The organism is Thermococcus sp. 5-4 (genome assembly GCF_002197185.1).
Lineage (GTDB): Archaea > Methanobacteriota_B > Thermococci > Thermococcales > Thermococcaceae > Thermococcus > Thermococcus radiotolerans.
Window position 1 is genome coordinate 805,705 of sequence record NZ_CP021848.1, and the last position, 17,752, is coordinate 823,456.

The 17,752-nt window shown below is 56.0% G+C and carries 18 protein-coding genes; 6 read left to right on the forward strand and 12 right to left on the reverse strand.

Annotated features, from left to right (window positions below; translation table 11 throughout):
- Positions 1-2 precede the first annotated feature (2 nt).
- The 6 genes from CDI07_RS04475 to eif1A are packed head-to-tail and all read right to left on the reverse strand — an operon-like array spanning position 3 to position 5,970.
- Entirely contained in the window at positions 3-1,250 is a 1,248-nt protein-coding gene (locus CDI07_RS04475) for a DUF530 family protein (RefSeq protein WP_088180462.1), read from the reverse strand.
- Positions 1,247-2,407 (reverse strand): DNA topoisomerase IV subunit A, encoded by a 1,161-nt coding sequence (locus tag CDI07_RS04480; RefSeq protein WP_088180463.1) that lies wholly within the window; start codon positions 2,405-2,407, stop codon positions 1,247-1,249. The genes CDI07_RS04475 and CDI07_RS04480 overlap by 4 nt, the downstream gene beginning before the upstream one ends.
- Positions 2,400-4,094: a DNA topoisomerase VI subunit B gene (gene top6B, locus CDI07_RS04485; RefSeq protein ID WP_088180464.1), complete on the reverse strand. Its 1,695-nt coding sequence runs from the start codon at positions 4,092-4,094 to the stop codon at positions 2,400-2,402. The genes CDI07_RS04480 and top6B overlap by 8 nt, the downstream gene beginning before the upstream one ends.
- Before the next feature lie 2 nt (positions 4,095-4,096).
- Positions 4,097-4,795 carry a KH domain-containing protein gene (locus tag CDI07_RS04490; protein ID WP_088180465.1) on the reverse strand — a complete coding sequence of 233 codons (699 nt, stop codon included), beginning with the start codon at positions 4,793-4,795 and terminating at the stop codon, positions 4,097-4,099.
- Between the two features lie 11 nt (positions 4,796-4,806).
- The gene (locus CDI07_RS04495; RefSeq protein WP_088180466.1) at positions 4,807-5,583 is read right to left on the reverse strand and encodes a serine protein kinase RIO; all 777 of its coding nucleotides are present in this window, start codon (positions 5,581-5,583) and stop codon (positions 4,807-4,809) included.
- 21 nt (positions 5,584-5,604) lie between these two features.
- Complete coding sequence (gene eif1A, locus CDI07_RS04500) at positions 5,605-5,970, reverse strand: translation initiation factor eIF-1A (protein ID WP_088180467.1); 366 nt, start codon at positions 5,968-5,970, stop codon at positions 5,605-5,607.
- A 188-nt stretch (positions 5,971-6,158) separates the two neighbouring features.
- Here eif1A and CDI07_RS04505 point away from each other — a divergent pair, with 188 nt between their 5' ends.
- From CDI07_RS04505 to rnhB, 3 genes are read left to right on the forward strand one after another with little or no spacing between them, the layout of a single operon-like run.
- The gene (locus CDI07_RS04505; protein ID WP_088180468.1) at positions 6,159-6,953 is read left to right on the forward strand and encodes a metal ABC transporter ATP-binding protein; all 795 of its coding nucleotides are present in this window, start codon (positions 6,159-6,161) and stop codon (positions 6,951-6,953) included.
- Positions 6,950-7,771, forward strand: coding sequence for a metal ABC transporter permease (locus CDI07_RS04510; RefSeq protein ID WP_088180469.1), 822 nt, complete (start codon positions 6,950-6,952; stop codon positions 7,769-7,771). The genes CDI07_RS04505 and CDI07_RS04510 overlap by 4 nt, the downstream gene beginning before the upstream one ends.
- 4 nt (positions 7,772-7,775) lie before the next feature.
- On the forward strand, positions 7,776-8,474 hold the full coding sequence (gene rnhB / locus CDI07_RS04515) for a ribonuclease HII (RefSeq protein WP_088180470.1): 699 nt from the start codon (positions 7,776-7,778) through the stop codon (positions 8,472-8,474).
- Here rnhB and CDI07_RS04520 read toward each other — a convergent pair whose 3' ends face one another.
- Positions 8,475-9,860, reverse strand: a complete 1,386-nt coding sequence (locus CDI07_RS04520) for a dolichyl-phosphate-mannose--protein mannosyltransferase (protein ID WP_088180471.1) — start codon at positions 9,858-9,860, stop codon at positions 8,475-8,477.
- A gap of 61 nt (positions 9,861-9,921) precedes the next feature.
- Here CDI07_RS04520 and CDI07_RS04525 point away from each other — a divergent pair, with 61 nt between their 5' ends.
- Positions 9,922-11,064, forward strand: a complete 1,143-nt coding sequence (locus tag CDI07_RS04525; protein WP_394335166.1) for a methyltransferase domain-containing protein — start codon at positions 9,922-9,924, stop codon at positions 11,062-11,064.
- On the opposite strand, the gene CDI07_RS04530 is transcribed toward CDI07_RS04525, so the two are convergent.
- Positions 11,059-11,262, reverse strand: coding sequence for a PCNA-inhibitor (locus tag CDI07_RS04530; RefSeq protein ID WP_088180473.1), 204 nt, complete (start codon positions 11,260-11,262; stop codon positions 11,059-11,061). The genes CDI07_RS04525 and CDI07_RS04530 overlap by 6 nt on opposite strands.
- Before the next feature lie 161 nt (positions 11,263-11,423).
- Here CDI07_RS04530 and glmS point away from each other — a divergent pair, with 161 nt between their 5' ends.
- Positions 11,424-13,232, forward strand: coding sequence for a glutamine--fructose-6-phosphate transaminase (isomerizing) (glmS, locus tag CDI07_RS04535; protein WP_088180474.1), 1,809 nt, complete (start codon positions 11,424-11,426; stop codon positions 13,230-13,232).
- A gap of 10 nt (positions 13,233-13,242) precedes the next feature.
- The gene (locus CDI07_RS04540; protein WP_088180475.1) at positions 13,243-16,107 is read left to right on the forward strand and encodes a peptide transporter; all 2,865 of its coding nucleotides are present in this window, start codon (positions 13,243-13,245) and stop codon (positions 16,105-16,107) included.
- On the opposite strand, the gene CDI07_RS04545 is transcribed toward CDI07_RS04540, so the two are convergent.
- From CDI07_RS04545 to CDI07_RS04560, 4 genes are read right to left on the reverse strand one after another with little or no spacing between them, the layout of a single operon-like run.
- The gene (locus CDI07_RS04545; protein ID WP_226996612.1) at positions 16,104-16,508 is read right to left on the reverse strand and encodes a ParB/RepB/Spo0J family partition protein; all 405 of its coding nucleotides are present in this window, start codon (positions 16,506-16,508) and stop codon (positions 16,104-16,106) included. The genes CDI07_RS04540 and CDI07_RS04545 overlap by 4 nt on opposite strands.
- A complete protein-coding gene (locus CDI07_RS04550) occupies positions 16,505-17,176 on the reverse strand; it encodes a class I SAM-dependent methyltransferase (protein WP_088180476.1) in 672 nt (223 codons plus the stop codon). Before CDI07_RS04550 ends, CDI07_RS04545 begins: the two co-directional genes overlap by 4 nt.
- Before the next feature lies 1 nt (position 17,177).
- A complete protein-coding gene (locus tag CDI07_RS04555; RefSeq protein ID WP_088180477.1) occupies positions 17,178-17,459 on the reverse strand; it encodes an MTH1187 family thiamine-binding protein in 282 nt (93 codons plus the stop codon).
- Positions 17,459-17,740, reverse strand: a complete 282-nt coding sequence (locus tag CDI07_RS04560) for a ubiquitin-like small modifier protein 1 (protein ID WP_088180478.1) — start codon at positions 17,738-17,740, stop codon at positions 17,459-17,461. Before CDI07_RS04560 ends, CDI07_RS04555 begins: the two co-directional genes overlap by 1 nt.
- Positions 17,741-17,752 lie beyond the last annotated feature (12 nt).

Below are 17,752 nucleotides of genomic sequence, written 5' to 3' on the forward strand. Positions count from 1 at the left end.
ACTCACCCCTGAAGGAGGGCCAAAAACTGCTTGGCCTTATCGCTCTTAGGCATGAACTTCTCAAACTTCTTCGTGTCGGCGAAAAGGGTCTTGTGGAGACCGGAAATCACGAACTTCCGGATGGCCTCCTCAAGCTCGTCCCTCGGAACGCCGAGGAGCTCGGCGACTTTATCCTCGCTGTACTCACTCATCCCGTAGAGGAGAACCGCGCCGAGCAGGTAGTTGGGAACGTTGGTTATGTCCTTCCTCTTCCCCACGAGGGCGCTCTCCATCTCGCACTTCCTTATGATGAGCATACTCCCGTGGCCGGTTCTGAAGCCCGGCTCGTTTCGGAAGGGAAGGTCGAATATCGAGTAGTGGCAGTCTATGCAGAGCTTTATGTCTGGGTAGAGACCGAGCCCCTCCCTCTCGTTCTCGGAGGTGAGGAAGTAGTAGCGGAAGAGGTCGAGGCCGAGTTTTTCGGCACCCTTCTCAGGGTCGAGAACGGAGTATGCAAGAGAGAGGTTATCAACGGTGTAGTGGTTGTTTATGAGCACTCCCTTGGTCTTGACAAAGCTCAGCACGCGCCAGCGGAAGCGCCTTCCGTAGCGCTTTCTCAGCTCGCCCTCTATGTCCGAGTCCGCGGGGAGGTCCAGCCTGGACTTCTTCAGGCGGTTGTTCTCCCAGTACTCGACCTCTATGCGCAGGCCGCGAGTTCTTACGGTTCCTTTCTCGCGGAGCTTGCCCTTTATGAACTTGAACGACTCCCTGACGGCTATGTTTTCCCTGGCAAGGAGCCTCAGAACGTCGCCGGAGTAGGCCATGTACGGCAGCACCTCAACCCTGCCTATCTGAACGTTCCTCGGAACGGCCTCAACGTCCTCGACGTTCTCCCTCGTGAGCTCCTTGAGGGTTACCGGCTTCTTTCCAAGGAAGAAGGTGTAGTTGGCGGAGATGAGGGCAAGGGCCATCTTGTGGGCGGTTATCGCCGCGCGGAGCCTTTCGAGGGCGAGAACCCTGTTGCGCTTCTTCTTGTAAATCCACTGAATGTGGGGGTCGCGGTCGCGCTTGCCCATACCCCGCACCGCGGGGGTCGTTTCACCCACGCGCCTCGAGAGGTCCTCTTCAAGTTCCTGTAGGAGGGAGAGGTTCTCCCTGAGGCGATGGGAGATGGACGGGATGTCGAAAGTCTCGAATAACCCGTCCATATCTATCCCAATGTCGTCCAGTATCTTGTTTACCTGGGCCACCAGTTCCTCGGTGGTCGTCATGGCAGCAGATCACCGCTGTTTATCTTTTCCGGAAGGTATCTCTTGGCCACGAACTCAAGGCTCTTGTTGGCGAGGGCCTGCTGCTCTATCCTGACTCCCATCTTAACGGCCATCTTGAGCTGCCTCTGCCACTCCTTGTTCTGGAACCAGGGATACTCCATCTCCTCCAGGATTCTCTTGTAGTCGCCGGTTGGGCCGCCCTTCTTGTTGGGCGGGATTCCCTTGAGCTTTTCAGTGACGTTCTCGAGACCGTAGCGCTTTATGTCGTCCATGGTCATTCCCACGAACTTCGCCTCCGGCGTCGCCAGCTTGTCGCTGAGGTAGGCGAGGTTGATGGAACCCTGCTTTATGGTGGAGTATATGTACCAACCGTAGGGGTCGCCATCCGTGAAGACTATTATCGGCAGCCCCTCCTCGTAGTGGAGCCTGTGGATGAGCCTCCTTACGCCACGGGACGCCTGACCCTGCGTCGCTATGATGAGGGCCTTCTCCTTCTTCGGGAATTTTTCCTCAATCAGCCTGTCGGCCATAGCGGCGGTCTCGACGACCAGAGCGTAGTCAACGTTGACCTCCACGAAGTGCAGGTGCTCAACCGTTCCTGGAACTGCCCAGCCACCCATACCGAGCTTGCTCGTGTTGAACTCGTCCTCGCCGTCGCGTATGACTATGTCGCCGTAGATGTAGCCGCGCCTGTCGGCTGTGAGGTGCATCTCCTCACGCAAAACGCCGAGCATTCTCTCGAGGTCTTCGATGATCGGGTCGCTCTCGCGCTGGTCCTCGAAGGTGTTCTCCTTCGTTCCAGGGATGGTGTGCTTGTTGGCGTAGTAGGCTTCACGAAGGCTCGCGTGCTTGCCCTCGCTCACCAGGCGCTTCACGTAGGCCATGATGAGGAGAGTCTGCATGAACTTTCTGGCATGAGCCACGTTGAGGAAGTAGCGCCTTGAGAGCTTGTCGCCCATCCTGATGACGCGCCTCTTTTCATCGAAGTAGACGTTGTTGAGCCCGCGCATGGGGATGTCGAAGTAGGGGTTCTTTCCGCTCTTTATGTCCTCGAGGACGCGCTTTCCGTACTCCTCAAGCTTGGTGAGCACCCTGGTCGGGTCGTAGGAAAAGCGCTCCCTGGGCTTCTCCCTTTTAACTCCCTTGGATTTAGGCATTCTCGCTCACCTCGCTAAGCTCACTCTCTTTGGCCTTGAAGTGGCTCTCTATGAAGGTCAGGAAGTAGGTCTTGACCGCGTCCTCCTCCTCTCCGGTCAGAACGCTCAGGGCCTTCGCTATCTCCGGTACGTACTTCTCGAAGGTCTTCTTCCTCTTAACCTGATAGAGCTTCCTGTGCTTGCCGCTCAGGTAGGTCTGAAGCCTCCTGGCGGCGTCCATTATGGCCAGCCTTATCTCGTTCTGAATCTCCTCAACATTGGCGATGCTCTGCTTTCCGGTGCCGGTGTAGGGCACGTGGACGCTGATGACGTTTATCATGAGCACCACCGGCGCGCGGTCGAGGTCGTCAACCTTGTAGCGCTTCCAGTCTATGGAGCGCGCAGCGAGGGTCGTCACACAGGAACCGGCGTCGAAGAGGAGTGGAACTCTGTTGGCGTAGCGGAGAAGCTCAAAGCCTGCGGGAATCTCACCGCCGTAGGCGAGGCCGACCTCAACCTGGAAGGGAATACCACCGGAGTAGACCTTCGGCGGTCTTGTCACGGCCGTCACGAATTCCGGCTTGAGGATTCCCCTGAGGCCCTTCTCGATGTTCTCCTCACCGATTGGCCTGAGGCCGTGGGTCGGAGGGGCTAAGAACTTCATGTACTTGAAGGCTTCGACTATCTCCTCCGCCTCGTGCCAGGTGAGCTTCTCGGGCGGCTTCTCCATGAGCTTTGCAACCTGCTTGACCACCTTGGTGTATCCCCTGAAGGAGCGGAGGACGGCCTTAACCTCTCCCTTCATGAGTCTCTCGTAGAGCTGCTCCTGGACGTTCTTGTCCTCCTCTGTCTTTATCAGCCTCAGCGCCGCGATGTACTCTACCAGCTCGTCTATCTTCTTGTCGCTTATCCTCGAGAACTCGCCGACGAGGAAGCGCTTCACCGTGTTCCTCCGGGTCTTCTTGGCCATCCTGTAAACGTCGTCGGTGAGAACTCCCCTCGGGTGGGGCTTCATCTCGACCGGCGGCTTTGGCACCTCTTCGCTCGACCTCGGGAAGACTATGAGCTTCCCGTCCGGCTCTATGAGCTCGATGTGGGCGTGCGGGTTCGCTATGGCGGTGAGCTTTAGGTACCAGTAGACACCCTGCTTTGAGCGTATGTAACGGACGTTTTTCACCTCAAGCTCTATCCTCGTCCCGCGCCAGCCCTTGGGATTGGGGTGCTTCTCCTTCTTGACGATTTTACCCTCGTTCTTGTCAACGTCTATCTTAACCCAGGCCTCGATGGTTTTATCGCCGCCGGTGGAGGTGATGACGCGCGTTGCCTTTCCGCTGGTTATCTGGGCGAACATGACGGCACCGCTTATACCGATACCCTGCTGACCGCGACTCTGTATGTTCCTATGGGCCTTGGTACCGGCGAGCATCTTACCGAAAACGTGGGTTATGTACTTCTCGGGTATTCCCGGACCGTTGTCCTCGACGATTACCTTGTAGTGCTCCCTTCCGAGCTCCTCTATCTCGACGCGGATGTACGGCGCTATCCCAGCCTCCTCGCAGGCATCTAGGGAGTTCGTAACTGCTTCGTGAACGACTGTGGTGAGGGAGCGTATCTTGCCCGTGTAGCCAAGCATGGCCGCGTTTCGTCTGAAGAACTCGCTGACGCTCTGAATCTTGAATTCCTTAAACAGCTGACTTGCTTCGGCCATCTTCATTCCTCCTCGTTCTTCTCAACTTCTTCGCCAAGGGCCTCGTAATAGCTCATGCTCTCCAGCTCGAGGTCCTTCTTCCTGCGCTCAAGGTACTTGTAGACAACACCGTGCGGGGAGCCCTTGGCGAGCTTCTCTATGGCTGTCTTGGCAACCTCAACCTGAATCGGGTTGCCGATTATCGCGACGGTCTTACCGTAGACGCTCACGTCTGCTCCGCTCATCTCCTCGATTATCTCGCGGGTTCTACCCTTCCTGCCTATTATCCTTCCCCTAACGCGCGGAAGGGCGTTCTTGTCGTTGCCGATGACAACGTCGGTGAGGTTGACGACCTCAAGGACCTCGCCCTCGTTGAAGAGCCGGAAGGCCCTCTCGGGCGAGAAACCCCTTCCGATTGCCATGACAACGTCCCTCGCCTTCCAAACGGCAAGCGGATCGTCGGTCTCCTTCGTGGCGGCGATGAAGACCTCCCCAGTTTCGCTGTCTATCTCTATCTTGGTCTTGGTTCTCCTCTCGATTTCCCTCTTGGTCTGCCCCTTCTTTCCTATGACGACCGCCACCCTGTCCTTGGGAATCCTCACGAACTCCTCCTGCTCACCCTCGGCCGCGTAGGTTATCTCCTCCTCGTGCTCCTCCCTCAGCGGCCGACCGTCCTTGTCAAGGCGCTCGTACTTCTTAAGGAGCCTCTCGAACTCGTCCATAATCTCACCCTCTAAACCCCAACCAACTCACGGAACTTATCATCGAAATCATCAACATCGACGCCTTTCCTACCGAAGTAATTGATGACGTTGCGCAGGTCACGCTTGAGCAGCTCCAGGCTCATACGGTTTCTCTTCACGGTCGCCTGAGACCAGTCTATAACCACCGGCCCGTCGTGGAGCAGTATGTTGTACTCGCTGAGGTCGCCGTGAACCATGTCGCCGCGCTTCCAGAGCCTCTCGATAACCCGCATCGTGAAGTCGTAGAGCTCCTCGAAATCGCTGAGCTCAAGTTCGCGCTCCACGTCCTTGAGCCTCGGGGCGGGCGTTTCATCGCCCACGAACTCCATCACCAGGACGTTGTTTCGGAAGATTACCGGCTCGGGGACCCGAACCGCGTACTTAATCGCCCGCTGGAGGTTCTTGAACTCCCTTCTCGTCCACACGAAGACGAGCTTGCGCATATCCTTGGGAAGGTAGCCGATTCTAGGATCGGCGGCAAGGTACTCCCATATCCTGCGAAATTCAGTGGTGTATGTGCGGTATATCTTAACGGCCACCCTCTTTCCCTCGGCGTCCACGCCGGCGAAGACGTTGGCCTCCTTTCCCGTGCTTATTACACCGTACAGGACCTCTATTTTACCCCTCCGGTGCAGATAGGCGAGGGTTTCCTTCGTCGTCCGGTCAAAGACCTCGTTGGCTATCTTGTAGAGTTCACTGTCCTTCTCGCGCCTCTCCCTGAGGCCGAGCATGTCCTCGATCTCTCGCTCGATGAACTCCTCGCGCATCGCTATCACTCGGGATTACGCTCAGAAGAGCATATCTCCGCCGGTGAGGAAGTCCTGGCTTATCTTGCCCTTCCTGAGGAGCCAGTCAACCTGAGTTCTAGTATAGCGGTAGACAATGTCGCCCCTCTCGTCGGTCTGAACCGGCCAGGGCTGAACGATGACCACATCGCCAACGCGCATCCACATGCGCCTCTTCAGCTTGCCCGGGATTCTGCATCTCCTGAGCTTGCCGTCCTCGCAGCGGACGTCCATCCATCCCGAGCCGAGGGCCTGTTCTATCACTCCGAAGAGCTGCCCGTTCTTTGGAAGGGGAACCCTAATGACCTCGTCACCCTGAACCTGACGGTTCTTTTTCTTTCCACTTCTTCCACCTCTGTGGTACGCCATGATAATCACCTCCAGCGAGTAGGCTCCGGCCCTTATAAACCTGAGCCTTGCAAAAATTTTCTAATGAGAGTACAGGTCTGTGCTTTTAAAATTTTTGCACTGCCACTCAGGTGGCTACCCATCTCTGTCCACTATGGGCACATGAAAGTTTAAAAACGCACCGCTTAAATTGAAGTTCGGAGATGCCCATGGCAGCGATAACCGCCGAGAACCTCACCATAACCTACGATGGAGTACCAGCGGTGGAAGGTGTCACGTTCGAGGTAGAGCCGGGTGAGACTCTACTCCTGCTCGGCCCTAATGGAGCTGGAAAGACGACCCTCATCAAGACGATAGCCTGCTTCCACAGGGAGTACTCCGGGGAGCTCAGGGTTTTTGACAGACCGCCATGCGAGGCTAGGGAGCTTATAGGCTACGTCCCCCAGAGCCACAACCTGAACGAGAGGGTCCCGCTAACCGCCCTCGAGGTCGTCGCCATGGGCGGCGTCTACAGGAGGGGCTTCGTTCACTTCAAGATAGCCCCCGAAATCCTCGAGAAAGCCGAGGAGGTCCTCAACTTCGTTGGTCTCGCAGGTTTATCCGGCAGGCTCTTCCGCGAGCTCAGTGGTGGCCAGAAGCAGCGCGTTCTGCTCGCCCGGGCGCTCATCAGCGACCCGGAGATTCTCATCCTGGACGAGCCACTGTCCGCCCTCGACCCCAGTGCCAGAGCCGAGGTGGCGGCTGTTCTCGGCAAGATAAAAAGGGAGCGGGGCATAACCATGGTGATAACCACCCACGACATAAACCCCCTGCTCGAGGTCGGGGACAAGGTGATGCTCCTCAACAAGCGCCTGATCGCCTTCGGCAAACCCGATGAGGTCCTCAGGGACAGCGTGATCAAGTCAGTCTACGGCCCCCTGGCGAGGGTCGTGCCGGTTGAGGGCAAGCTGTTCTGCATAACCGGCGACACCCACCTCCACGGACACGGGGGTGGCGGCAGATGATTCCGGAGTACCTAATACGGGCCCTCCTGGCCAGCGTCATGGTCAGCGTCCTCCTCGGAATGCTCAGTCCGCTCATCAACACCAAGGGACTGGCGTTCCTGACTCATGCCATTTTCCACGCCCTCCTCCTCGGTGCGGTTCTGGGGATGATATTCGGCCTCCTGCTCGACAACCTCTCCCTGGTGATGCTCGTCGCCCTAGTCGTTACGGTCGCAGTGGTACTCATTATAGCCCACCTCGAGAAGCTCGGCTTCTCCCCGGATTCCGCCGTTGGAATAGTGGCAAGCTTTGTGGCGGGACTCACCGTTCTGGGATTCGGCGTCCTGTACAAGGTCATGGCCGGAAAGCCCTATTTCCCGCTCAGCGAGAGCATAGTATCGTACCTCACCGGTGAGATATTTCTGATAACCCTCAACGACCTCACCGTCCTCGTGTTCGGGGGAGCGCTTCTCTTCTTCGTCATGCTCTTTCTCTACCGCGACTTCCTCTACCTGAGCTTCGACCCCGATGGGCTGGAGAGCTACGGCGGCAACGCCCGTGCGTACCTGATGATCCTCTACGTCCTCGTCGGCGCGATCGGAGCGCTGATAGTCCAGACCGTTGGCTTGATAACGCTCCAGGTGGTCGCCGTCCTTCCGGGAGCGATAGCCCTCATGGTGAGGAGCGACCTCCGGAAGGTCATAGGCGTCAGCCTCTTCCTGACCCTGGGGATACAGCTATCCTCCGTAATCCTCGCGTACTTCACGGACATACCACCGAGCGGTCTGGCAACGATAATGCTCGGAGTCATCTACGGCGTCCTTCTCTTCAGGAGGTGAAACCTTGGGCAGAAAGCTCGCTGGAATCGACGAGGCTGGAAGAGGGCCGGTGATAGGTCCCATGGCGATAGCGGCCGTTGTGGTGGATGAAAAAAACGTTCCCAGGCTCGAAGAGATGGGAGTCAAGGATTCAAAAAAACTGACGCCTAAGAGACGAGAGAAGCTCTTCGACGAAATAATCGCGCTTCTGGACGACTACGTGATTCTGGAGCTCCCGCCAGAGGAGATAGACTCCCGCGAGGGAACCTTAAATGAGTTCGAGGTGGAAAACTTCGTTAAGGCCCTCAACTCGCTCAAGGTGAAGCCCGACGTGATATACGTTGACGCCGCCGACGTGAAGGAGGCCCGCTTCGGCGAGGAGATAAAGGCAAAGCTGAACTTCGAGGCCGAGATAGTGGCGGAGCACAAGGCCGACGATAAATTCGTGCCGGTCTCCGCGGCCTCAATTCTGGCGAAGGTGACCCGCGACAGGGCGATAGAAAAGCTGAAGGAGGAGTACGGCGAGATCGGGAGCGGCTATCCCAGCGACCCTAGGACAAGGAAGTTCCTCGAGGAGTATTACAAGGGGCACGGCGAGTTTCCGCCGATAGTCAGGCGGAGCTGGAAGACGCTGAGGAAGATAGAGGAGAAGCTGAAGGCAGAGATAGAGGCCAAAAAACCAAAGAAGAAAGGTCAGGTCAGCCTGGACGAGTTTTTGAGATAGCTACCTCCCCAGCCTCAGTCTTATTCTGTCCTTTATCTCGAGCAGCCACTCGAGGTACAACCAGAGGGAATCGGTGAAGGCCTCCCAGCGCAGGAGCTCCTTCAACGCAACTCCCATGACGATAGCCGCCGGCGGGACGAGAACGGTCGCGTAGAAGCTGAACTGGGTCGTTCCCCCGAGGAGGTACTGGAGGATGAAGAACCCAACCGTGCTCCAGAACACACCGTACGGTATCAGAAGCTTCCCCTTTCTCCGGTACAGCCATGGGAGGGCGAGGATGAACAGAACCATACTGAGGAGCAGGAACGGGTCTGTCTGGGCAAATATGTTGGGGTTGTAGTGGAAGGGAAAGGCCTTCTTGTTTATGAACCACTCCCAAACCGGCGAAGCCGCGGGATGGCCGCCCTTGTTCGAGAGGTGCCAGCGGAAGCTGCCCAGTATGTCGTCCACCCAATCCTCGAAGCCCACCGCCCTTATAGCCACCAGGTTGGGGATGAGGAATCCCAGTGCAGGAAGGATTGCTATGGTAAGCAGAAAACTCGTCAGCTTCCGTTCGCCCTTAAAAGCTCTGATGAGGAGCACGGGGTAACCGAACGCTCCACTAAGCTTGGCGGCAGCAGCGAGACCTACTGCAAAGGCGGAAGACTTCCTCCGCTCGTAGACCAGCAGCGTCGTGAACAGCGCCACGAAGAGTGCCACGTGGATGTCCAGCATGGCAGTTACGGCGGTGGCTTCGAGGGTTGGGTCTGCGACGGCAAAGATGAGAGCTATAAGCGCCGCGAGGTAGCTGCCGCTTATCCTGTACGTTGCGAGAACAACCAGGACGCCTATCAGAACGAAGGCAATTATTCCGGGCAGGCGCCAGTCTATTGGCTTGTCCTCGGCGAGCATACCGAGCATTATGAGGTCCTTCCCTAAGAAGGGGTGCTCGGTGTTGAGGTAGTTCTGGATGTTCTCCTTGTCGGGATACCTGTAGCCGGGGACTACGTAGTAGGCATCCGCCGGTATTTCTGCGGACAGGGCATTGAGAAAGTCTTCCACGTTGTCCACGGGTATCTCTAAGTAAACGCCCGGAAACTTGAGGTACTCCATCTCGTAGGTTGCATTGTATCGGAGGGCTATCTTCTCGACGTCGTACTGGTATTTTATCCGAACGCTCGTGTTTGAGAAGATGACGTTTATTCCAGCCGAGTTCGTCGTTTCGTTCACGTAGTGAAGATTAACGCCAAGCCTGTGGAGAACGTTCCTACTCGCGGGAACGTACCAGACCTCGTCCCCGATGTAATCCCTGAGGTCGGACCGGGAGGCGAAATCGTAGAGATACCAGAATGAACCGATCAGTATAACGGCCGAAATCGCAATGAAGAGGACCCTCTTCCAGTCCATTTTACCACCGGGTAGATTAGCGCGGCAACGTTTTTAAGCCTCTCCCCAAGGTTCGAACATGATGATAACTGAGGAGCAGGTTCAACTCGCGGTGGACATGATACGCAGGGGACTTGACGAGAGGAAGCTCCGCGCCAAGCTCGGTGAGGAGTGGGAGCTCATAGCCGAGATAGCGAGGGCCAGAATAAGGGCAAAGGACAAGTTCTCCAGGAATGACCTCTGGATGGATCTGGAAGGCCTCCGCTACGCCACCCACGAGGTAGTGGCCAGATACCGTGCCGAACGCTTGGGGGAGCTTGGAATCAAGAGCATAGCAGACGTCTCCTGCGGAATCGGTATTCAGTTGATATTCTACGCGATGAAGGTCGAGAGGGCCTATGGAATTGACATCGACCCCCTAAAAGTCGAGTTCGCACGGAGGAACGCCGAACGCTATGGCGTCCACAACATCGAGTTCATAAACGCCGACTCACTCAGCAGGGATACTGTCGAGAGGATAGACGCTGAGGTAATATTCTCGGATCCGGCGAGACCACCGGAGATGCCCGAAAGGAGATTGGAAGACCTCCTGCCAAGCCCCCTGGAGGTGTATGAAGCCTACAAATCTAAAACGGACGCGTTCATCTTCGACCTGCCGCCCCAGATGAGGCGCGAGAGGGTTCCCTGGAGGGGAGAGTTCGAATACATAGACCTCTTCGGCGCACTCAACAGACTGACCTTTTACACCGAGCCCTTGGCGAGGGTCGAGAGGAGCGCCGTCATCCTGCCGGCGGGGGCAAGGCTTGAGAGTGACCCCCATCTGGAGAAGGTAGTCGAGTGGGCAGAAAAGCCCGGCCAGTACCTCTACGAGATCCCCCAGAGCGTTGACTATGCCGATTTAATAAACGAGCTGTTCCATGCCTTAAACGCAGATATCAAGATGCTCCTCCGCGAGAAAAGGCGCGTTTTAGCAACCGGAGAGGAGGAAATCAAGAGCCCATACCTCAAGAGGACGTACGCCGTGGTGGGCGTCCTACCTTTCCATCCGGTCAGGATAAACGACTTTCTCAGGAAGGAGGGCTTTGGAAGGGCAACCCTCAGGATAAGCGTGCCGGAGGGAGAGTACTGGAAGGTCAGAAGAAGGATAGAGGCAAACCTGAAGGGCGATAGAAGAGCCTTCGTCTTCCAGTTCGGAAAGAAGGCGATAATAGCTGAGGGGCTATAGCTCTTCTATTTTGGCGTTCCTTATCTTCTTTGACCCTATGCGGAGCCGCTTGAAGTAATTCACGTGCTCCTCAGGGAGAAAAGACTCCAGACTGGTTGATTTCAGGCGTTTCTTCTTTCTCCTCCCTCCGCCGTCCTCCGTGTCCGCTGTGGTCTTCGGTGAGACCGCCTCAAGGAACTCGTCGAGCTTCCTGTTCATCGGCACACCCAGATTGGATAGACCGCAGGGTATAAAGGCTTTTCCTCCCATCGAGGGTTGAACCAAAGGCCATATGAACCCACCAGAAAACCACCGTTGAGAAACGCTTTTAACTTCCGGCATTTATTTAGGGAAAGAGTAAGCGAGGCGGGTGGAAGGTAATGTGCGGTATAATCGGCTACATCGGAGACAGGCAGGCCTGCGAGGTTATAGTTAAAGGCCTGAAGAGGCTCGAATATCGCGGGTATGATTCGGCCGGAATAGTCACGGAGGAGGGTGGGAGGCTTTACATAAAGAAGGGTGCCGGAAGGATTGACGAACTCGCTGAGAAGCTCGGCTTTCTCGAAATGCCCGGCAAGAGGGGAATCGGACACACCCGCTGGGCCACCCACGGGATTCCGAACGATATCAACGCCCACCCTCAGACCGACTGCACCGGCAAGATTGCCCTTGTCCACAACGGTATAATCGAGAACTACCGTGAGCTCCGTGAGGAGCTCCTCAAACGGGGTCATCGCTTCGATAGCGATACTGACACCGAGGTTATAGCCCATCTCATCGAGGAGGAACTCAAATCAGGGGGGAGCTTTGAGGAGGCAATGAGAAGGGCACTCCTCAGGCTTAAAGGCTCACTCGCGCTCGGCATAATATACACCGAAGAACCGGACAGGCTGTACTTCGTGAGAAACGAGAGTCCCCTCGTCCTTGGAATCGGGGAGGGGGAGAACTTCGCCGCCAGCGACGTCCCGGCCTTCCTTGAGTACACGAACCGTGTCGTGTTTCTAGACGACAGGGAATACGCCGTCCTCACAAAGGATTCGTGGACCGTCAAGAACCTCGACACAGGGGAGAGGATTGAAAAGTCCGTCCACAAGATAGAGTGGAGCCTCGAGATGGCAGAAAAGGCTGGCTATCCCCACTTCATGCTCAAAGAGATACACGAACAGCCAAAGGCCATAAGGGACGCCCTCCATGGAAATGCAGAGATAATTCACTCGGTGGCGGAAGAGATAGCCAAGTACGACAGGATATTCATCGTGGCGATGGGAACCTCATACCACGCGGGCCTGGTCGGCAAGTACCTCTTCCAGAGGCTCGCTAGGAAGGTTCCCATAGTTGAGGACGCGAGCGAGTTCCGCTACGAGCTTGAGGATGTTATAGATGAAAACACCCTCGTCATAGCGATAACACAGAGCGGGGAAACCGCCGATACCCTCGCAGCCATGAAGCTGGCCAAGAGGAAGGGAGCGAAGGTTCTCGCGATAGTCAACGTTGTGGGGAGCATGGCGACCAGAATAGCCGACTTCACACTCTACACCCACGCCGGGCCCGAGATAGGCGTCGCCGCCACCAAAACCTACACGACCCAGCTGACGGTTCTCACGATGCTCGCCCTCGAACTGGCGAGGGTTCTTGGAACCGCCGATCAGGGATACCTTGAGGAACTGGAGATGGGACTCAAAGCCGTTCCTGAACTCGTGGAGAGCGTTCTTAAGCATGAGACATCGCTGAGAGAGCTGGCCGAGGGGCTTAAAAACAAGAGGGACTTCTTCTACATCGGCAGGGGCATAAGCGTTCCAACGGCCCTTGAGGGGGCACTCAAGCTCAAGGAGATAAGTTACATCCACGCGGAAGGTCTGAGCGCCGGCGAACTGAAACATGGGCCTCTGGCACTCCTCGAGGACGGCGTTCCCGTGGTGGCCATAGCCCCGAGCGGAAGGACCTTCGACAAGGTCGTCTCAAACATCGAGGAGTCCAAAGCGAGGGGGGCATACATAATAAGCGTTGGGGATCGGGCCGAGCTGATGAGAGTCTCGGACGTTTTCCTTGAGATGCCCCGGATGGACGAACTCCTCACTCCAATAGTTTACGTTGTTCCCCTTCAGATACTCGCGTATCACCTGGCGGTCTTGAGGGGTAACGACCCCGACAAGCCGAGGAATCTGGCCAAGTCAGTCACCGTTGAATGAGGTGGTTTGGATGGTAAAAACGAAAGTTAAGGAAAAACGAAAGAAGAAGAGAGAGAAAACCTCCCTCCCTGAGTACTATCAGAAGTTCAAGGCCTATGGAATCCCCCTGATAGTCCTCATACTGGCCTACGTTGGCTTCAGGATAAGGAACATCACTTCCAACTACAAGACCTTCCTTGACCCGGACACCTTCTTCCACTACGAGATGTACAGGATAGCCATTCACGAATGGATTCCCAAGTACTTCGCCTACGCGGATCCTCCAACGGGAATAAAGGCGGGTGGCTATTTGGGCCTCTACACAATCCAAGCGGTATTCTATAAAATCGTCTCGGTCTTCGGCTACGATACGCTGGGAGCGTTCAAGCTCTGGCCGCCATTCGTCGGAGCGATGACCATCATAGCGGCGTATCTCCTCGGAAGGAAGCTCCACTCCAACTGGGCCGGCCTCTGGACGGCAGCGTTCATGATGTTCTCCTACGCCAACTTCAGCAAGACCTACTCCGGCAACAACCGTGGTGAAGGACCGTTCATGATGTTCTTCCTCTACGCTGTGTTCCTTCTCATGGTGTACCTCGACGAGAAGGAGTGGAACTGGAGGAAAATCCTCTCAGGGAGCCTGTTCCTTCTGATGAGCGTCCTGTACATGGCCGCGTGGACCGGAAGCACTTTCGGTATTGGAATACTACTGCTCTTTGCGGGCGTTACCTCGGTTGTGTTCTTCATCTTCGGAAAGATTGATGCCCTAAAAGGATTCGTCAAGGACTTTTTCCCACTCTACGGCGTTTCCCTACTACTTGGACTGGGCTTGTCCTATACAGGATTCATTGGCATAAAGTGGTTCCTGATCTTCGCCATTGAGGCATTCGTAGCCCTCAGCGTCTTAGTTGCAATAATGCTCTACGGAGAACGGGCAGGACTAAACTATTCGGACAAGAAGCACAGGTTCGGCACCGTCGCGGTTATCGCGGTTCTTGGAATACTGGCGGTCTACGGTTACTTTGGTAAGGATCTCCTCAAGTTCCTTGGAAGCGCCACACAGTCAAACCCCCTCTACCAGACGGTTGCAGAGCTCGCAAAGACGGACTGGAACACCATAAAGGCATACTACAGTGTCAAAACCAAGGACGCAATAATATTCATCCTCTCCGCCGTGGGGTTCATCATAGTCGCCGCGAGGTTCGTTAGGAAACTCGCCAAGAACGACCTGACCGGCCACAAGGAGGTATTCCTCGTCACTTACTACATCGGCTCTCTCTATCTGCTTCTCCTGGCGGTTCGTTTCGTGTTCCAGGCCTCGGGAGCCATACTCCTGCTGGCCGGCGTTGCCATAGGGGAGATCTTCCTCTTCGTCGAAGAGATGAAGGAGAGCATGACCACCAAGGCACTCTACGCCGTTCTTCTGATGCTCCTATTCCTGCCGTTACCCGTCATCGGAGCCCAGTACATGAACAGCATAGCCACCAACACCGCGAAGAGCCAGGGCTCAGTTCCGGCAGACTGGGTCAACTCCCTCACCTGGCTCAAGGAGAACAGCAACCCCCTCGACAGCGCCACGAGCTGGTGGGACTACGGCTACTGGATTGAGTCCAGCCTACTCAGCTACAGACGCTCCGCCACGGACGGTGGTCACGCCTACGACAGGCGTTACATCGTTGCAGACTTCTTCTCCCACTACGGAAACGAGAGCGAGCAAGATTTCGAAGCCTGGGAGCTGAACTACCTCATCGTCTGGCAGCAGGACATCTACAAGTTCAACGCCATAAGCTACCTCGGCGGTGCGATAACCTACGGCGAATACAGGAAGAATCCGATGTTCCAAGTTATTCCAATTCAGTACATACAGTACGTCAACGAGAGCGGAAAGACCGTGGTGTACATCAACACTGGAAAGTACTCCTACCAGCCGGTTTTCACCATAGACCTCACCAAGGGAAGGGTCATACAGGGAAGGGGGGACATACCCTACGTCCTCTACGTCTTCCAGGGCTACGGACTTCTGGCGTACCAGAAGATAGCCTTCAGCAACTTCGTGAGGCTGGCGTTCCAGATACCCTTCTCCTTCGAACCGTGGGACGCCCAGATGCTCTTCGCCAACTTCAAGCCCGTTCACAGGGACGGTGGCGTTTCGACCTACGAGTTCAGGCCCTTCGCGGTTTATAGGATCGACAAATTCGAGAACGGTACGTGGAAGGCCTTCTACAGCACGCTCGGTGGTGGAAAGCTCCCGCTCGGGGATCAGAAGCTGCGGCTCTGGATATCTGCCTTCGGAAGGGACGTCAAGGACGCCACTCTTATCTTCGAGGCCTACAACGGCAGCGTGCTCGTGAAGAGGGAGGTATTGGCAGAGAACATCAACATGGACCACCTCAATGAAACCCCGCTCGAAGTAAACCTGACGATACCCAACGCTACCAAGTACCGCTTCGTTCTGGTTCAGGACGGTCCGGTCGGAGTCCTCGACGGGCCGGTTTACGTCAATGGAAAGGAGGTCAACCCGAGCTACGTTCTCGGTGAAGGACAGAGCGGAGAGCTTAAACTCACCGCCGCGTTCAGGGAGGAGCGCACGGTTGACCTGTACCTCAGGGCGAGCATCGTCTACTACGTCGCACCCAACGGCAAGGACATCTACCAGGAGAAGTTCTACCTCGAACCCCATCAGGACATCATAACCTACGTGCCGGTCAAGAGCGGAATAAGCGTCACCGCGGGGGACAATGAGATACCTGCCCAGGCATCAATGCCCGACGGCGTCTTTGAGGGCTACATCCAGAAGCTCTACCAGAAGTACGGTGAGGACAAAGTCGTCGTGGTCAGGAAGAGGGTGGAGCCAATCTTCATCACGAAGAAGGAGTACGTGGTGTGGGAGGGTTAATCCCTCACTATTTTCACATCTTCGAGCCGTTTTAGCCCCTCTTTTTCCGTCGTTTTGATAACGCCCGGCACAAAGCTGCCCCTGGGTCGGATTATAATCGCCTCAACGCTCTCAAATCCCAACTTCTTCAGGGCAAAGGCCCTATGATGGCCATCTAAGAGGTAGTACTTGTCCCCGTGAGGTATGACTATGATCGGCGCGTCGTAGCCGTGCTTTATCTCCTGGAGAACCACCAGGAGCTTGACCTCGCTCAGTGCCGCCTGGGTCGGTACGACGTCATCCAGGGGGATAAACGCCGACTCAAGTTCGAATTCAATGCTGTGCATAGCCTCGTATTCCCGTTTTATCCTCTCGGCCCGTTTCCATGCCTCCTCACGGGTTATCAGCCTTATCCGTCTCAAGGCTTCACTCCCCGGACAGCTATGAAGGCGGCCAAGCCCTTGCAACGTCTGTGAAACTTCCTGTCAACCCCCTCGGCCAGGCCGAGGAAGGGCCAGAACGACGGGAAGTATATCACCCCAGCGCTCTCCACCTCAGCGAATCCCGCGTCCCTGAGCAGGCCCTCAAGCTCGGCAGGAGTGTAAAAGCGGGCGTATCTGTAAGCGGTCTCCACGAACAGGCTCTTCAGCCTTTTGAAGAGGAACCACGCGCTCCGTCCGTTCATCGTGGCTATGAGAACCTCGCCGCCGGGCTTCAGGACGCGGTTTATCTCGGCCACTACTTTCTCAGGCTCATGGAGGAACTCGAACATCGTGACGCTCAAAACCAAATCAAAGCTCCCCTCTGGAAACGGCAGGCTGTAGGCGTCTCCTTTTATACATTCCAGACCTTTCTTCCGCGCCACCTCTAGCATGCCCTCGCTGGCGTCCAGCCCAACCACGTCGAAGCCCCTCTTCTTCAGCTCAAGGGTGTAGTTGCCCGTCCCACAGCCGAGATCGAGCGCCTTTCCGGACTTTGACCGCAGCATTGAGAAAACGAGCCATTTCTCGATTCTGTCAACGTAGCTGCCCGTCTTCGTCCGGTACCATTCGTCGTACCTGTCCGCTATCCTGTCGAAGTACTCTGCCATCTCACACCCTCATCTTGCCCTCTATCGTCAGGGGCTTATCAATCCTGTCGTCTATCCTCAGGCTTATGACGACCCTCTCGGCCCCCGCCTTGAAGATGGCCTCATGGCAGGCCTTCACAAGGTCAAGGATTTCCTCCACCGAGCCTTCAACGACAGTACCCATCGGGCAGAGCTTGTACTTGAGACCGCTCGCCCTGATGACCTCCAGCACGGGCTCCAGGTACTTTCCCACGCTCGGCGTTTCCGTCCCCAGTGGGAACAGGCACAGCTCGGCAACCGCCATCATCCTCCCCCCGCCGGCGGAAATATGTGAACCTCGTCATCTTCTTTAAGTTCGGTGTCGAGCCCGTTCAGGTGAAGAACGTTGTGACCGTTGACGAGTATCATTCCATCAACGGGCTTGTCCTCGTTAACGCGCTCCGTTTCAATGAGCTGTTTTTTAATCTCAGGGCTGTAGTGTTCCGAGAGATACTCAATGAGCTCGCGCACGGTTTTTACACCGTGAACCTCCACCTCCTTCCTCCCGACCAGCTCTCTAAACGTGGCGTAGAATTTAATCCGCATGGAACCACCAAG

Coding starts and splice junctions, on each gene's coding strand:
- CDI07_RS04475 (WP_088180462.1), bottom strand. CDS start 1,250: ATGACGACCACCGAGGAACTGGTGGCCCAGGTAAACAAGATACTGGAC.
- CDI07_RS04480 (WP_088180463.1), bottom strand. CDS start 2,407: ATGCCTAAATCCAAGGGAGTTAAAAGGGAGAAGCCCAGGGAGCGCTTT.
- top6B (WP_088180464.1), bottom strand. CDS start 4,094: ATGGCCGAAGCAAGTCAGCTGTTTAAGGAATTCAAGATTCAGAGCGTC.
- CDI07_RS04490 (WP_088180465.1), bottom strand. CDS start 4,795: ATGGACGAGTTCGAGAGGCTCCTTAAGAAGTACGAGCGCCTTGACAAG.
- CDI07_RS04495 (WP_088180466.1), bottom strand. CDS start 5,583: ATGCGCGAGGAGTTCATCGAGCGAGAGATCGAGGACATGCTCGGCCTC.
- eif1A (WP_088180467.1), bottom strand. CDS start 5,970: ATGGCGTACCACAGAGGTGGAAGAAGTGGAAAGAAAAAGAACCGTCAG.
- CDI07_RS04505 (WP_088180468.1), top strand. CDS start 6,159: ATGGCAGCGATAACCGCCGAGAACCTCACCATAACCTACGATGGAGTA.
- CDI07_RS04510 (WP_088180469.1), top strand. CDS start 6,950: ATGATTCCGGAGTACCTAATACGGGCCCTCCTGGCCAGCGTCATGGTC.
- CDI07_RS04520 (WP_088180471.1), bottom strand. CDS start 9,860: ATGGACTGGAAGAGGGTCCTCTTCATTGCGATTTCGGCCGTTATACTG.
- CDI07_RS04525 (WP_394335166.1), top strand. CDS start 9,922: ATGATAACTGAGGAGCAGGTTCAACTCGCGGTGGACATGATACGCAGG.
- CDI07_RS04530 (WP_088180473.1), bottom strand. CDS start 11,262: ATGAACAGGAAGCTCGACGAGTTCCTTGAGGCGGTCTCACCGAAGACC.
- glmS (WP_088180474.1), top strand. CDS start 11,424: ATGTGCGGTATAATCGGCTACATCGGAGACAGGCAGGCCTGCGAGGTT.
- CDI07_RS04540 (WP_088180475.1), top strand. CDS start 13,243: ATGGTAAAAACGAAAGTTAAGGAAAAACGAAAGAAGAAGAGAGAGAAA.
- CDI07_RS04550 (WP_088180476.1), bottom strand. CDS start 17,176: ATGGCAGAGTACTTCGACAGGATAGCGGACAGGTACGACGAATGGTAC.
- CDI07_RS04555 (WP_088180477.1), bottom strand. CDS start 17,459: ATGGCGGTTGCCGAGCTGTGCCTGTTCCCACTGGGGACGGAAACGCCG.
- CDI07_RS04560 (WP_088180478.1), bottom strand. CDS start 17,740: ATGCGGATTAAATTCTACGCCACGTTTAGAGAGCTGGTCGGGAGGAAG.